Raw genomic sequence first — 14,697 nt, 5'->3', positions numbered from 1 at the left:
CTTCGGTAATGTGGGATTCATCCGAAGCCCACGACTGATAACTGTCCTCGACTCTGCAGAGATGCCAGTCGGCCTGGCGGGTGAGATAGCGCCTCATCAGGCGTCACGCGTCGACTGGGGTACCGGTCGCCTACGACCTCCCGAGGACTCGACCGATGTTACAGGCTGATCACAGGGCGTGTCTACATCGTCTCGACAACCCTCGTGAACCGCTCGTAGATCACCACTTAGAACCTAGCCGCGCCTTGACTCTCATCAATCCCATGCTAGGCTCCACAGCGGGATCAAGTCGATTGTGTCAGCTTTCGCACGACAACCAGCGGAGCCTCGGTCCCCAATATCTAGACACCTTCGCTGAGACTGACATCAGTTCCGAGCAAGCCGGCTCAGCATCTCCTGCCATTCCCATGGCCAGGGGTCGACAGGCTTTATTTCACGCTCATGGGGGAATGGTGCAGATGCGCGTCCATCATATTCCGATTCCGGCCGGATCAGCGCTGGCCGCCTTCCGGGACGAGGCCCCCCATGTCAACGCCGAGGCGGTGGCGGTGACGCTTCCCGCAGGCGCGGCGGTCGATCCCCAGGAACTGGCAAGGATCGCGATGACCCGCCCCAGCGATACCCCCGACGCCCTGTTGCCGCTGGTAGATGCATGGATCAAGGTCCAGCGGATCATCCTGCGGCCCTTCGGGGTCAGCCCGAACACGATGAACCGCAAGAAGCCCCAGGAACGCCCGGTGGTGGGCAACCGCCTCGGGCCGTACCAGGTACTCGCGGTTGATGGACACGAGGTGCTGATCGGGGACCGCGACCGCTTCATCCACCACCGGATGTCCTTCATCGTGACCGACTCGAAAGCAATTCTCGGAGTCGTGCTGCGCAGCTTGAATCGGGGCGGCGACTTCTACTGGGCGATGGTCCGCAAGCACCAGACCCGCATTCTGGAGCAAACACTCACGCGCAGCCTGCAACGAGTTCTCGACGGGCAGCACGAGCAGAGCGGGCAGCACGAGCAGAGACCGAAGGCGAATTGACGTCTCCAAGAAGGCCGTTTCCGAGCGGAGAATAGCTGAGCCCGAGGGAGCGATGAAACAGACAAGCATGACCGCGCACTGGATAGCTGTCGCCCGCGCCGCCGAGACACTCCGCCCAGACCCACTGTTCGTCGATTCCTTGGCGGTCGAATTCGTATCCCGCGCCGACCCCGCCCTGTTGGCCGATCTGCGCGACAATCCGACGCCCCGTTTCGACGTACTCGCGGTGCGGACGAGATTCTTCGACGACTTCCTGTCCGCCGCCGTCGGCAACGGGCTGCGGCAAGCGGTGATCGTCGCCGCGGGAATGGACAGCCGGGCCTATCGACTCGATCTCCCCACCGATCTGCGGCTGTTCGAGATCGACCTGCCCGACCTCCAGGCCGGCAAGGAAGCGCTCCTGACGGACCTCGGCCTGACCAGTCCCCGCTGTCGTCGACACGTCGTCGCCGCGGACGTGACCGGCGACTGGTCCTCCCGGCTGCGCCTCGCCGGCTTCGACCCGAGCGCACCGACGGCCTGGCTGATCGAGGGTTTCCTCTACTACCTCACGAACGAGCAGGTCGAGGGCGTGATCAGCACGGTTTCACAGATGTCGGCCGAGGGCAGCGTCCTGGGCCTGGAACACGTCAACACGGATCTCTACCGGGCCCCCTGGATGCGGCAGTGGCTGGCGGACATGCGCCGGGAGGGCCGGCCCTGGCAGTCGGGAGTGGACGATCCGGAAGCCTGGTTGGCCCGGCACGGTTTTCGGCCACAGGTCCGCGAACCGGCCGACCTTCCGGAGGCGACGGGACGGCGCGTTCCGAAGACCCCGCCGAGACCGACGCCGGGAGCCGCCCGAACCTGGCTGATAACAGCGGAGCGTATCCGTAAGGAAACTCTGAGAGATCGGGATTCCGACGTCCGACCGGAGGGAGTTCGAACGTGAGTGCCGAGTCCGCGCCTCGCGCCGAAAGATTCCTAGGGATGGTTCGGGGCCTCTCCGAGTCGTGCGCGCGCCGCGCGGCCAAGTACGACGAGTCCGCGGAATTCCCCTACGAGAGCTTCGACGCCTTGCGGAAGTCCGGATATCTCGGCCTGACCGTGCCCGTGGAGTTGGGCGGTCTGGGCGGGGATCTGCGGGACCTGGTCGTCACCCAGGAACGGCTGGCGGCCGGCTGCGCCTCCACCGCCCTCACGGTGAACATGCACCTCTCCATGGCCGGACAGCTCGCGCGCAACTGGCGTACCACGCCGAACGATGCCGCCGAACGGATGCTGCGCGACATCGCCGTCGGCGACGTCGTCCTCGGCGGGGCCACGGCGGAACCGGGACATCCGCTGGTCCGCAGCACGGGCAGCCGGGCGTCGCGGGTCGACGGTGGCTTCGTGGTCTCCGGCCTCAAGACCTTCGGCACCGGATCTGCCGTCATGACCCACATGACCTCGATGGCCGTGCACGAGGAGCATCCCGGGGGGCCACGGCTGCTGGTGTTCCGGATACCCATCGACGCGGCGGGCGTGGAGATCCTCGCCGGCACCTGGAACACCTCCGGCATGCGGGCCACCCGCAGCGAGAACATCGCCCTGCGGGATGTCTTCGTGCCCGACGAGGCGGTCCTCCTGGCCTTCCCCGTCGGCAGCCTGGACGGCAGCCTGCTGCAGAACCTGTGGGGTTGGTCGATGCCGACCTTCGGCGCCGTCTACCTCGGTGTGGCCGTGGGTGCCTTCGAGCACTGCCTCGCCGACGTCCGCAGACGCGGGTGGGAGGCACGGCCCTTCGTCCGGACCACGATCACCGAGTGCACGCTGCTCGTCGAGTCGGCCCGGGCGGTCCTGCGGCAGACCGCCGAGGAGGTGATGGGCAACGACCTGTGGACCCGGATGACGATCCAACAGGGGATGTCGCGGGTGGTCCTGGCCAAGGTGCTCGCCACGAACCACGCCGTAGCGGTCGTCGACCGGGTGGTCCAACTCGTCGGCTCGGCCGCGTTGCGCGCCGGTTCCGTCTACGACCGGGCGCTGCGTGATGTCCGGGCCGGAACGATGCACCCCTACAGCAACGCCGACGCGCACGAGCTGATCAGTGCGACCTGCCTCGGCATCCAGGTCGCCGAGGAGCACCCGCCCCTCCGGCCGGCGCTGGCCGACCCCTCCGACCCTCTGACGACCTCCTGAGAAAGCAGCGTGCAGACATGGACAGGGCCACCGTCACCGAACTCGTCGGCCATGTGCTGGCGGCGTTCAACGAACGAGACCTCAGCCGCCTCGACCAGTGCATAGCACCGGACTACCAGCACCCGAACCCGGCGCGGGCCCGTGGTCGGCAGGGCATGCGCGACGCGGTGGCCGACTGGTTGGCCAACGTCGAGAACACCCGCCTCGACCTCGACGACCTGCTCGTCGACGGCGACCGCGTCGCGGCCCGGATGACGTTCAGCGGCCGGCAGGTGGGCGAGGTGCTCGGCATTCCGCCGAGCGGCCGCGAGTTCTCGGTCAGCGTGCTGGACATCTTCGTGGTGCGCGACGGCATGTTCGTCGAGCACTGGGACCTGATGGACCGCTTCGCCCTCCAGCAGCAGCTCCACCCGACCGACGTGAAGGCCGATGCGACGCACCGACCGTGACCGACCGTCCCGGTCCAGGGGAGGCACGAGGTGACCGAAACGCAGTTGCTCCTTCGCGGCGACGTCTACTACCTGCCGGTGCGCGACGGGGTGTGGCTCCGGACCACCGAGGGGTCGTTCGTACTACGGGGACGCGGCGTCGCCGCCTGGCTGGCCCGTCTCGGGCCACTGTTCGACCGTGGGGTGGCACCTGAGCAGCTGTTCGACTCGCTGGCCCCGGCGCAGGCCCGGTACCTCCGCGACCTGGTCGATCTGTTGGAGCAGCGGCAGGTCCTGCGCAGGGAGCCGCCCGGCGCGCGGGCCGGCACCCCGGGTGAAACCAGGCGGCCCCGAGCCGAGGGGCACCACGTCGATCGGGCGGCGGCGGGGATCGTGGTGGCCGGACCCGAGGAGTACGCGGTCCTCCTGGCCGGCGCGCTGGCACAGGCCGGGTTCCGCGACGTCGTGGTACCTGCCGAACCGGATCGCCCCACGGCAGCCGAACTCGCCGGTCGCCATCTGGTCGGGCTGTTTCCCGCCGAGCAGGCGGACCCGGCACTGGTCCTGGGCGACCGGGTGGCCGCTGAGGGCATCGGCACCTGGCTGGGGCTGACCCGGGGCCGCGCCCTGCTGCTCAAGGGCCACCTGACCGGCTATCCGTCGGCGTGCCCCCGGTGTGCCTGGCGACGGTTGGCCCACCGGTCGGTCGCGCTACCGGCCGGCGACGGGATCGGCACCGCCGCACCACTGGCCGCCGGGGTGCTGGGCCAGGAGATGACCCGGGTCCTCGTCGACGGCGACACCCGACCGCTGACCGAGGCCGCTGTGGTCGACCTGGACACGCTCCGGATCTGGCGGTCGGCCGTGGACGTCGACCCCACCTGCCCGGCGGCCGGCCGGCACCACCGGGCCGGTCCGCTCACGCCGCGTGCCGCACCGTTCCCCGACCTGGTCTACGCCGCCCGCTGCTTCGGGCCACTCGCCTCCTGCTCTCCCGAAGGGCTGCCGCAGCTGCCGCTGACCACGCTCCGGCTGGTGCCCAACCCGTTGGGGCGAGCGGAGCCGACCGTGCGCCGGGACGGGCCCCTCGTGGTGGCGGAGACGATGGCGGAGGCCCGGGCCGAGTCGCTGTCGCTGGCCGTGGAGCGGCACCTGCCCGCCGCGCCGGGGGCCGCGGTCGGCGTCGGGGCAGACACCACCCGGGCGACGGCCCGCGCCCTCACCCGCTGGGCCGACACCCGGCTCACCGACGGCTGGTCCGACCGCGTCGTGGACCAGCCGTCGGCGGCGCGGAACCGGCTGGGCAGCCTCGCCGGCCACCTGCCGCCGGTGCGGCACCAGGCGCACCCCAGCGGGATGTGGCGAGCGTGGGCTCCCGGCGGGACGCCCCTGACCGCTCTCGACCCCGGGCAGGCCGAGCAGCGGGCGCTGCTGGCGGCGCTCGCCCGTCGACAGCATCCCGGGTGGGTCGGCGAGATCGTGCCCGGCGCACCGCCGTACACCGGCGAGCACCTCCAGCGGCACACGGCGGCGCTCGGCCTGTGGACGCGGCCGGTTCCCCTGCCGGCCCTGGTCTCCACGCACCTGGTCGGCGTCGAGGTCGGAAGGGACGGTGGGCGGCCATGAGCACGATGACGGAACACCCCATGCCGGGCAGGGCTGCGGGCCTGCGGGCCGCCATCACCCTGCTCGCCGATGATCTCGTTCGGCTGGTCGGCCCGGGCGCGGTTGCGCAGCCCGGGTCGGATCCCCGGCTCGCGGTGCTGGTCGACCTTTCCTGGGACGCCGACCTGCGGACGCTGCCCCGGCAACAGGCGCCGCTGCTGCCCGTGTACGGCTGCCGGGGACGACTGGTGGTGGGCCCGCTGGTGGAGCCCGGCCGGCCGAACTGCCCGCACTGCCTCGCGCTGCGGGTGCGGATGGCCAACCAGCCGGTGGGGGCGACGACCGACGCGGAGACCGCGTGGCGTCCGTTGTCCGGCCGCCGGGACGAGCCGGACTGGCCAGCCACCACCGGATACGTCGTCGCCGCCCTGTTGCGGGCGGAGGCGCAGCGGCTGGCCGCCGGCGAACCACCCCTCAGCCGCGACGCGGCCTTCGTGCTCGACGACGGTGGCCTGGCCGGTGACTGGCATCCGGCCATCGCCCACACGCTGTGCCGGGCACCGCACTGCGTGGCGACGGCGACCCCGATCCCGCCGCCGCTGCCGGACCTCGGCACGGCGCTGCCCGCCACCGGCCCGACCTCGACCCGGCGGTTCCCGGTCACCGAGCTCGCCGACCGGCTGGAGTCCGAGTACGTCGACTCGTGGTCGGGCATCACCCGGGCCCCGAGCCTCGCGGGTGACGCCGCCCTGCCGTCCACACAGGTCAAGGTGCCCACCAGGTGGGGTTTCGAGGAGATCGCCATCGGGCGGGCCGACGACTACGTCACGGCGCGGGCCGGTGCCGTGCTGGAGGGCCTGGAACGCTACGCGGGCTGGCACTGCGGTGGACGGAACCCGGCCCGGTTCGCCGCCTTCGCCGACCTCACCGCCGCCGTCGACCCCCGCACGCTGCTGTTGCACGAGGACGACGCCTACGACCAGCCCGGGTTCGAGTACGCGCGGTTCGACCCGCACACCCGGACCGGCTGGGCGACTGCCCACTCCGTCCTGACCGGTCGGGCCGTCCACCTGCCCTTCCATGTCGCCTACTACGGGGCGACCCAGCGACCCGAGACCGGGCCGGCGTTCGTCTACGAGAACTCCAACGGCTGCGCGCTGGGCAGCGGGGTGGAGGAGGCACTCCTCGCGGCGCTCCTGGAGATCGCCGAGCGGGACGCGTTCCTGACCGCCTGGTACTCGCGTAGCCCGCTGCCCGAGATCGACCTGGGCCAGGTGGCGGAGGCCGACGCCGCCGCGCTCCGCGGCCTGCGCCACCACACCGGGCGGGAACTACGTGCCTTCCAGGCCGTCGGCCTGTTCGGGGTGCCGGTGGTGCTGCTCGTCTCGCTGGCCGACGACCCCGCCCTGCCGGCCACCCTGGTCACGGCCGGCTGCGCCCTGACCGTGTCCCGCGCCCTGCGTGGCGCCGTCCAGGAGATGGCGGCGGCGGCACCGGCGATCACCGTGCTGTACCGGCAGCAGCGGCCCTCCGAGGAGGCCCTGGCCCGTCCAGCGCTGGTCCGGCACATGACCGACCACGCGCTGGTCGCCGGCCTTCCGGAGGCGCGCGGACGGTTCGACTTCCTGCTCGCTCCCGCGAACCGACCCGCCCCGGTACGGGCGCCGCATCTACCCCGCGGGGACGTCGCCGCGGACCTGGCGGCGATGCTCGACGTGGCCCGGGCCGACGGCCAGGAGGTGTTCGTCGTCGACCACACGACCAGCGAACTGCACCGGGCGGGCCTGCGGTGCGTCAAGGCGGTCGTCCCGGGTGCCGCGCCGATGACGTTCGGGCATCTGCACCGCCGGATGCCGACGGACGCGGCGATCGCACGCTTCCGGCTCCGTAACGGGGCCGGTCCCACCCTCACGGCAGGCGAGGAGGTCCGGCATGAGCCACATCCGTTCCCCTGAGGCGGCCACTCCGCCGGGGATCAGTCCCCTGCCCGGCGGCCTCGGCTGGGTGGTCGCGGACCGGGAGGCCGCAGTCGGTCTGCTCAGCGACGACCGGCTGGGGGTGGTGGAGTCCACGGCGGTGATGGCGTCGCTGACTCACGGCCTGGCCGACGACGTACGCCCGATGGCGGAGGAGCTCGGGGCGTTCGCCGAACGGATCATGCTCCAGGCGTCGCCCGAGCGGCACGCCGGGCTCCGCCGCGCCTTCGGGCGGTTCTTCACCGCCGACGCCGTCGAGGCGATGGTGCCGGCCCTGCGCGCCCTGGCCGACCGGGTGGTCGGGAGGTTCGCCGCCGCGGGCGGTGGCGAATTCATGACGGCGGTCGCCTTCCGGTACGCCATCGAATGCGGTGCCCACCTGCTGGGCCTGTCGCCCGAGGAGTTCCACCGACTGCACAAGTTGAGCCAGCGCCTCGCGCTGGTCGCCTACGCCGCGCGGCTGCCGGACCCGGCGGCGGCGGTCACCGAGGGGCACGCCGCGCTGGCCGAGATCCGCCGGTCGCTCCGCCGGGCCCGACCCCAGGCACCACCCGGGAGCGTGCTGGGCGCCTGGAACGCCGGCTGGACGGGCGGGCTCGCGGAGGAGGACTTCGAGGCCAACATCGTCATGCTGGTCCAAGCCTCGCTGGAGACCGTGGCCGGCATGCTGGGCAACGCGGCGACATTCATCCTCGGCTCCCCCGCAGCGTCCGACCCGGCGCACCGGGAGGCCATGCTCGACGAGGCCCTGCGCAGTGAACCGCCGCTGAAGACCCTGGAGCGGGTCGCCCACGCGCCGATCACGTTCGGCGACCTGCACGTCCGGGCGGGTCAGATCATCAGTGTCCGGGTAGCCGAGGCGAACCGGCCCGACGACCGGGTAGCGGGGCGGGCGGTGCTCTCCTTCGGCTGGGGCGCCTACCGGTGCCTGGGTGCCCGGCTGGCCCGCTACCAGGCCATCGAGCTGTTCGACGCCCTGCACCGGACGGCACCCGGCGCGGTGCTCGTCGACGACGAGATCGAGCGCATCCGGCACATCAGGTTCAACATGCCGCGGCGGCTGATGGTGCGCTGCCCCGCCGCCGAGCCCGAGCCGGATCTGGCCCGGATGCTCACGGAGAGCCTCGCGGAGCATGACCTCGACCGCCCGCTCAGCTCCGTCGAGCGGGTCATGGCGGCGGCGACGCTGGAGCAGAACGGCCACACCGTTCCCGACCACGCCACCGCTCCTACGACGATCAGGGGGTGGCTGGCGTGGGCGACGACGCACCGTGGCTGAGGCCCGTCGCCGAGCTGCTCGCCCGGTCCGATCACGGGGTGGTCGACGAGAGCGGCCGGGTTCCCTGGCGGGACATCGTGGGACGGGCGAGGGACCTCGCCGCCGAGCTGCCCCGGACGGCGCACGGCTGGGTGGTGCCCGCCGACTGCACGGTCCGCTCCCTGGTCGGGCTCCTGGCGATCGGGCTGGCCACGCCCTCGCCCCGTTGGGTGCTCGGTGACCCGGCCCGATGGGGCGTCGGGCGGGCCCTCCACGATGTCGCCTGGGCGGCGGGGGCGCACTCCGCACCGCCGGACGAGGTCCGGGGGCCGACGTACGCCACGGCCACCTCGGGGAGCACCGGCAGGCCCCGGCTGCTCTTCGGCCGCCCGCACGCGCTGCACGAGGCGGTCCGCCTCTACGTCGAGGGGATGCCCGAGTACGGGCAGGCGGAGGTGTTCGCCGCGTGTTCCGGCCTGGACTTCGCGGCGGCGTTCTACGTCGTCATGTTGCCGGCGCTGCTGCGGGGCCGGGACCTGCTGCTGTTCCGACCGCATCAGTGGGCGCTGGCCGGGCGGCACCTCGCCGACCGGCCCGGCATCTGCCTGGCCCCGCCGGCGCTCGCCACGCTGACCGCCGGTGCCGCCCCGGCCGGGGCGCGCTACGACCGGACCACGTTCGTTCCGGCCGGGGGTGGCCTCACCCCGGACCGGGCCCGACGGATCTCGGTAGGGCTGCCCGGCTGCCGATTCCTGACGATGCTGGGCTCGACGGAGACCGGTCTGCTCACCGTGCGCCGCGAGGTGGACGCGACCGGAAACCTCGGCGCGCCGTTGCCGGGCAAGCAGGTCTGGCTGGAGGATGTCGGACCCGACGGGGTCGGCATGCTCTGGACCCGGGGACCCGACACGCGGTTCGCCGCCGTCGGTGGCGAGTTGCGCGCCCGGCCCGATGGCGCGGTGAGCGCCGGCGACCTCGTACGGCCCGCTCCTGATGGCACCGGTTACCTGCTGGAGGGCCGGGTCGACGACCTGATCAAGGTCGACGGGGTGACCGTGTACCCGGCGAGCGTCGCCGCCGCGGTGCAGGCCCTCCCGGGCGTCACCGACGCCCGGGTCTCCGTGGACCGTTCCGGCCCGGTCGACCGCATCACGGTCCTCGCCGTCGGCGACGTCACCGAGGAACTGGTCCGTTCGGCCTGCGCCGGCCTGCCCAGCCCCGTGGTGCCGGCGCGGGTGCTGATCCGGGCCTCGACCGAGGCCGCCTTCAACGACCGAGGGAAGGCCCTGCTGTGACCTCAGCGACCGAGCACCCGGCGCCGGCCGACAAGCGGGCGGCGGTGGCGGCCCATGTGCTACGCCGGCCGGCGGTGCTCTACGAACAGCTGCGCCGGCAGGGCGGTCTCGTGTGGAGCGACTCCGGCGGATGTTGGCTCGTCGTCGGCTACGAGCCGGCCCGGATGGTGCTGCGTGACGAACGGTTCCGGATGCCCGGGGCGGATCCCACCTCCGAGTGGGGCGCCGGCGCCCGGCACGGCGACTTCGTCCGGAGCCTGCTGTTGTCGGCGGAGGGCGCCGACCACGACCGGATGCGCCGTACCCTCGGCCCGGCCTTCTCGCCCCGGGCCGTACGGTCCCGGCGGGAGACGGTCGAGGCGACGATCGACAGGTTGCTCGCCGACATCGGCCCGGACGGCCGGCTCGACGGCGTGGCGGCGATCAGCGGCCGGCTGCCCGTCGCCGTCGTCGGTGACCTGGTCGGCGTGCCGGGGCCGGAGCGGGACCACGCGAGCGAGCTCTGCCGGACGATCAGTCAGGGTGGTGGCCTGGTCAACGGCCCCGCCACCGAAAGCGCCGTCCGCAGCGCCCTCACCGCGCTCGACGAGCTGACCGTCCTGGTCCGGCAATGGCTCACCGAGCCCACCCCGGACTCGGTGCTCGCCGCCATCCGGGCCGCCGCAGGAACCTCGCTCGCCCTGTCCGAGACCGAGACGGTAGCCAACGTCTTCAGCCTCTACCTCGCCGGGCACGACACCTCCCGCAACATGATCAGCGCGCTGCTGCTGCGCCTGGCCACCGCACCGGAGTTGCTGGACGGCCTGCGCGACGGACGGCTCACCGCCGAGGCGGAGGTGGAACGGGTGCTGCTCACCGAGTCCCCCCTGACCTTCACCGCGCGGGTGGCGGTGCGGGACGTCGAGGTGGCCGGCCAACTGATCAGGCGCGGCGACCGGTTGCGGGTGATGCTGGGCGCCGCCAACCACGAACTGGTCACCACCGACCAGCCCGCCGGGCCGCTCGCCGGCGTCGCGTTCGGGGAGGGACGACACGTCTGCCTGGGCGCGCACGTCGCCCGGCTGGAGGGGGTCGCCCTGCTCACCGTCCTGGCCCGGCGCTGGTCCACGGTGCGCGTCGCCGGCGCTCCGCGCTGGACGCCCCACTTCCTGCACCGGGGTCTGGAGCGGCTACCTCTGGAGGCGACATGGTGTTAGGCCGGGCACCCGCCCCGACCGGCGTACGGGTCGGGCCGGTGATGGTCCGTCGCCGCTGCCGGATGGGCCCACAGCTCCTGCGGGACCTCACCGACGAACGGGTCTGGGCGGCGGCGGCGCGGACCGCCGAGGCCGAGGACGCCTGCTGCTCGCGGGGCGCGGCGGCGGCGGACGTCATCGGTGCCTTCGTGCCGCTGGCGGCACCGGCCGAGCGGCGTCGCCTGCTCCGCGCCAGGCGGGACGCCTACAACGGTCGTGTGCTGACGACCCTGGCCGGGGACATGCTCGATGTCGGAGCGGTCGCCGCGTACGAACGGGCGCGCTCGGAGCTCGACCGGCGGCGGGCCGAGCTGCGGACGGCCCTGGAGGAGTTGGACCGCACCACCCGGGCGACCATCCACGACCGCCTCACCGAACCGGACTTCGCCGCCTCGGTCGAGCTCTCGGTGCCCGGTCTGCTGGCGGAGATCCGCCGCAGCGGGCGTCGGCACCGGCCGGGGTCGGCCCGTGAGCGGCGGCGTCTGCTCACCGTGTTCCGGCTGCTCCAGCGCGCCGCCACCAAACCGTCGCCGTTCGCCCGGCTCGCCGAGGCCGCGCTGCTCGTCGCCGGGGCCGGCCGACGGCCACCCGACCGGCACGTGCGGGTCGACCGGCGGGCACTCGACTGGGTCCAGCACTGGGTTCGTGGCCCGGGCCTGCGGTCGGTGGCACCGGACCAGGTGTGGGTGACGACGAATCCCACCGTCACCGTCGACGAGCCGGCCCCGGGCCGGGTGAGCTGGCTGATGACCGGCGGACCGGCGGACGACCTGCGGAGCGCGGCCTGCCCCGACCAGCTGGCCCACCTGCTGCGCCGGCTGCGCTCCCCGCACCGGCTCTGCGACCTCTCCCCCGACGGCACCGTCCCGCGGCAGCTCTCCGCGCTCCTCCGCAGTGGGCTCCTCGAGGTGGGACTGCGTCCGCCCGGGCACGGACGGCAGGTCCTCGACGGCGTGCTGTCGGCGCTGCCGGCCACGACCGACGGCGGCACCGGCGAGCTGCGCGCGGCACTGCGCCTGCTGCGCGACATCGAGGCGGACCCCTCTCCCGCGCCGGGTGCGCTGACCGCCCCCGCCCGGGTGGGCCTCGACCGACTCGCCGCGGCCTGCGGGGTCGGCACCGGGGGAGCGGACCGCCTGCTGGTCACCGAGGACCTCGTACGGGTCGTGGACGAACCCGCCCCACCCCTCGACAAGGAGGTGCTGGCAGACCTCGGACGGGTCCAGCTGATCGCACCACTGCTCGCCCCCGAGCTGCCCTTCCAGCTTGCCGGCATGCTGTGTTTCCGGGAGCGGTTCGGCACCGGATCCGTTCCGCTCCTGACCGCGTACCGGTGGTTCGTCGAGTCCGGCCGCGCCGCGGCGGACACGATGATCGCCGAGTCGACTCATCCGCTGCTGCGCCGCGCGCTGGGGCTCCGCGCCGACCTGACCGACCGGCTGCGGACGCTCGTGGCCCGCGCACCGCAGGCCGACGAGGTCCGACTCGACGGCGCGGAGCTCGACCGCGTCGCCGCCGCCCTGCCCGACGAGCTGCCGGACTGGTCCTGCGCGGCGTGGCCGGTGCAGCTCGCCGGCGACCGCATCGTGCTCAACGGCCTCGGTTGCGGGTACGGTCGGTTCGCCGCCCGGATCGCCGCCGGCCTGGTCGACGCACCGGTCGGACTGCTGCGGGAGTGGGCCGGCACGGCGGACGTCGCGGAGCCGGACGCGCTGGCGGTGGACGTCACGGCACGGTTCGGCGCGACCGCCAACGAGCGGCCCCGGCTGCTGCCGTACAGCCTGGCCTTTCCCGGGCATGCCCTCGAGTGCGACCCGGAGGCCCGGATCGACCCGGGCGACTGCACGGTTCGGGTCGACGAGGAGCGCGGCAGGCTTCTGTTGCACAGCCCCGCGCTGCCGGGACGGGCGCTGCTCCCGGTCCCCCAGAACGCCACGCTGACGGCGCTGGCGCCACCGTTCTTCCGGTGGCTGCGCAGGCTTGGCCCGGCGACGGGCAGCACGCTGGCGTTCTGGGACCATGTCGACGGCAGCCTCGGCGCGGACGCCCCCGGGCTCCGCCACTATCCGCGGCTGGTCCTCGGCCGGCTCGTGCTGGCCCGCCGGACGTGGAAGGTGCCGCAGGCGGCGCTCCCCGGTGGGGCCGACGACGACGCCGCCAGGATGGTGGCCTGGCACCGGTGGTGCGCCGAGACCGGGGTGCCCCGGCGGTCCTTCGTCCGGGCGGTCACGCTGCCCGACCCGTGGGACGTCGTCCGGGGCCGCGCGTCCAGCGAGTGGGTGGGCCAGGCCCGGTCGCGGTCGGGCGGCGCCGTGCGCAAGCCCGTGTACGTGGACCTCGCCCAGCCGAAGTGTTGGCCGGAGGGGATCGCCGCCGTGCTGACCTTCGCCGAGCCGTTGCCCGACCCGGCCGCGCCGGATCCCGGGACACACCCGACGGAGTACGTGATCGAGACGTCCCAGTCCCCACGGCGGAGGAGCAGGGTATGAACGAATCGTCCACCCTCGACGTGGAACCGGTCACCGCGGACCGGAACGTGAAGAGGTACTTCGCCGGCACGCACCGCACCCGGCATCCGGCGGACACCTGGCGGCTCGCCGAGCGGCTCTTCACGCGCTGCGGCCTGACCCGGGTGGCCGACGTGACCGGCCTCGACGTCATCGGCATCCCGGTGTGGGTCGCCGTCCGGCCGATGGCCCGTACGCTCAGCGTCAGCCAGGGCAAGGGCGCCACCGACCTGGCCGCCAAGGTCTCGGCCGCGATGGAGGCCATCGAGCTGTGGCACGCCGAGGAGCTGCCGGCGACGACGCCGGGGCCGGTGGGCGTGGCCGCCTCGTCCCTGCGCCTGCCGTACGACGTCATGTCCCTGCAACGCGCCGCCCGGAGCCTGCTCACGCCGGACGTCCCGCTGGACTGGGTGCCTGCCCGGGTGGTCGGCGAGGAGCGGGAGACGGTGGTGCCGCTCGCCTGCGTGGCCATCTCGTCCCTGGCCGCACCGGCGTGGTCCGTGCCGCTGTTGCGGGTCTCCAGCAACGGCCTGGCCAGCGGAAACTGCCCGGCGGAGGCGGCCCTGCACGGGCTGTTCGAACTCATCGAGCGGGACTGCACGTACGACCTCGGCGACCGGCCCGTGTCCACCCGGACGCACATCGACCCCGAGACGGTGACGGACCCGGACTGCCACCGCTTGATCGGGCAGATCACCTCCGCCGGGGCGTGGCTGGAGCTCGTCGACAACACCCGCGACCCCGCCTTCCCCTGCTTCGTCGCCTATCTGTGGTCCCCCGAGGACCCGTCGATCTATTCGGGGTCCGGCTGCCACACCGACCCGGCGACGGCCCTCTCCCGCGCGGTCACCGAGGCCGCGCAGAGCCGGTTGACGGTCATCAACGGCACCCGGGACGACGTCCGGGGCAGCCTCTACCGCTCGCACCGCTGGGACACGCATCGGCCGGTCACCCCACCCGACCGGCTCCGTTCGTGGGACCAGACGCTGGCCGCGTTGCGAGTCCGGCGTTTCGGCTCCGTCGACGAGGAGTACCGGTGGTGCTCGCGGCAGGTCCGCCTGCGAACCGGCCAGCCCGTGCTGGAGGTGCCGTTGTCCCCGTCCGACGAGCCGCTGTCCGTGGTCCGGGTCATCGCTCCCGGGCTGCGGTTCGGCACCGGCGACGAATGCCCCAGGCCCGTTCGACCGGAGGAATCCTGA

The 14,697-nt window shown here is 73.1% G+C and carries 11 protein-coding genes; all 11 read left to right on the top strand.

What is annotated here, in order from left to right:
* The first annotated feature begins 449 nt into the window (after positions 1–449).
* The 11 genes from O7633_RS21445 (at position 450) to O7633_RS21395 (ending at position 14,697) form a co-directional block, all read left to right on the top strand.
* Entirely contained in the window at positions 450–1,034 is a 585-nt protein-coding gene (locus O7633_RS21445) for a DUF2867 domain-containing protein (protein WP_282323679.1), read from the top strand.
* A 67-nt stretch (positions 1,035–1,101) separates the two neighbouring features.
* Positions 1,102–1,965, top strand: a complete 864-nt coding sequence (locus tag O7633_RS21440) for an SAM-dependent methyltransferase (protein WP_282323678.1) — start codon at positions 1,102–1,104, stop codon at positions 1,963–1,965.
* 38 nt (positions 1,966–2,003) lie between these two features.
* Positions 2,004–3,194: an acyl-CoA dehydrogenase family protein gene (locus O7633_RS21435; protein WP_278131133.1), complete on the top strand. Its 1,191-nt coding sequence runs from the start codon at positions 2,004–2,006 to the stop codon at positions 3,192–3,194.
* 17 nt (positions 3,195–3,211) lie between these two features.
* Entirely contained in the window at positions 3,212–3,643 is a 432-nt protein-coding gene (locus O7633_RS21430) for an ester cyclase (protein ID WP_282323677.1), read from the top strand.
* A 30-nt stretch (positions 3,644–3,673) separates the two neighbouring features.
* Complete coding sequence (locus tag O7633_RS21425) at positions 3,674–5,248, top strand: hypothetical protein (RefSeq protein ID WP_282323676.1); 1,575 nt, start codon at positions 3,674–3,676, stop codon at positions 5,246–5,248.
* Positions 5,245–7,182, top strand: coding sequence for a TOMM precursor leader peptide-binding protein (locus O7633_RS21420; RefSeq protein ID WP_282323675.1), 1,938 nt, complete (start codon positions 5,245–5,247; stop codon positions 7,180–7,182). The genes O7633_RS21425 and O7633_RS21420 overlap by 4 nt, the downstream gene beginning before the upstream one ends.
* Positions 7,160–8,482, top strand: coding sequence for a hypothetical protein (locus tag O7633_RS21415; RefSeq protein WP_282323674.1), 1,323 nt, complete (start codon positions 7,160–7,162; stop codon positions 8,480–8,482). Before O7633_RS21420 ends, O7633_RS21415 begins: the two co-directional genes overlap by 23 nt.
* Positions 8,458–9,756, top strand: a complete 1,299-nt coding sequence (locus O7633_RS21410; protein ID WP_282323673.1) for a class I adenylate-forming enzyme family protein — start codon at positions 8,458–8,460, stop codon at positions 9,754–9,756. Before O7633_RS21415 ends, O7633_RS21410 begins: the two co-directional genes overlap by 25 nt.
* The gene (locus tag O7633_RS21405; RefSeq protein ID WP_282323672.1) at positions 9,753–10,952 is read left to right on the top strand and encodes a hypothetical protein; all 1,200 of its coding nucleotides are present in this window, start codon (positions 9,753–9,755) and stop codon (positions 10,950–10,952) included. Before O7633_RS21410 ends, O7633_RS21405 begins: the two co-directional genes overlap by 4 nt.
* Entirely contained in the window at positions 10,943–13,480 is a 2,538-nt protein-coding gene (locus O7633_RS21400) for a lantibiotic dehydratase (RefSeq protein ID WP_282323671.1), read from the top strand. Before O7633_RS21405 ends, O7633_RS21400 begins: the two co-directional genes overlap by 10 nt.
* Complete coding sequence (locus O7633_RS21395; protein ID WP_282323670.1) at positions 13,477–14,697, top strand: YcaO-like family protein; 1,221 nt, start codon at positions 13,477–13,479, stop codon at positions 14,695–14,697. Before O7633_RS21400 ends, O7633_RS21395 begins: the two co-directional genes overlap by 4 nt.

Source organism: Micromonospora sp. WMMD712, from assembly GCF_029581295.1.
Classification (GTDB): domain Bacteria; phylum Actinomycetota; class Actinomycetes; order Mycobacteriales; family Micromonosporaceae; genus Micromonospora; species Micromonospora carbonacea.
This window is presented reverse-complemented; position numbering and strand designations above follow the sequence as displayed.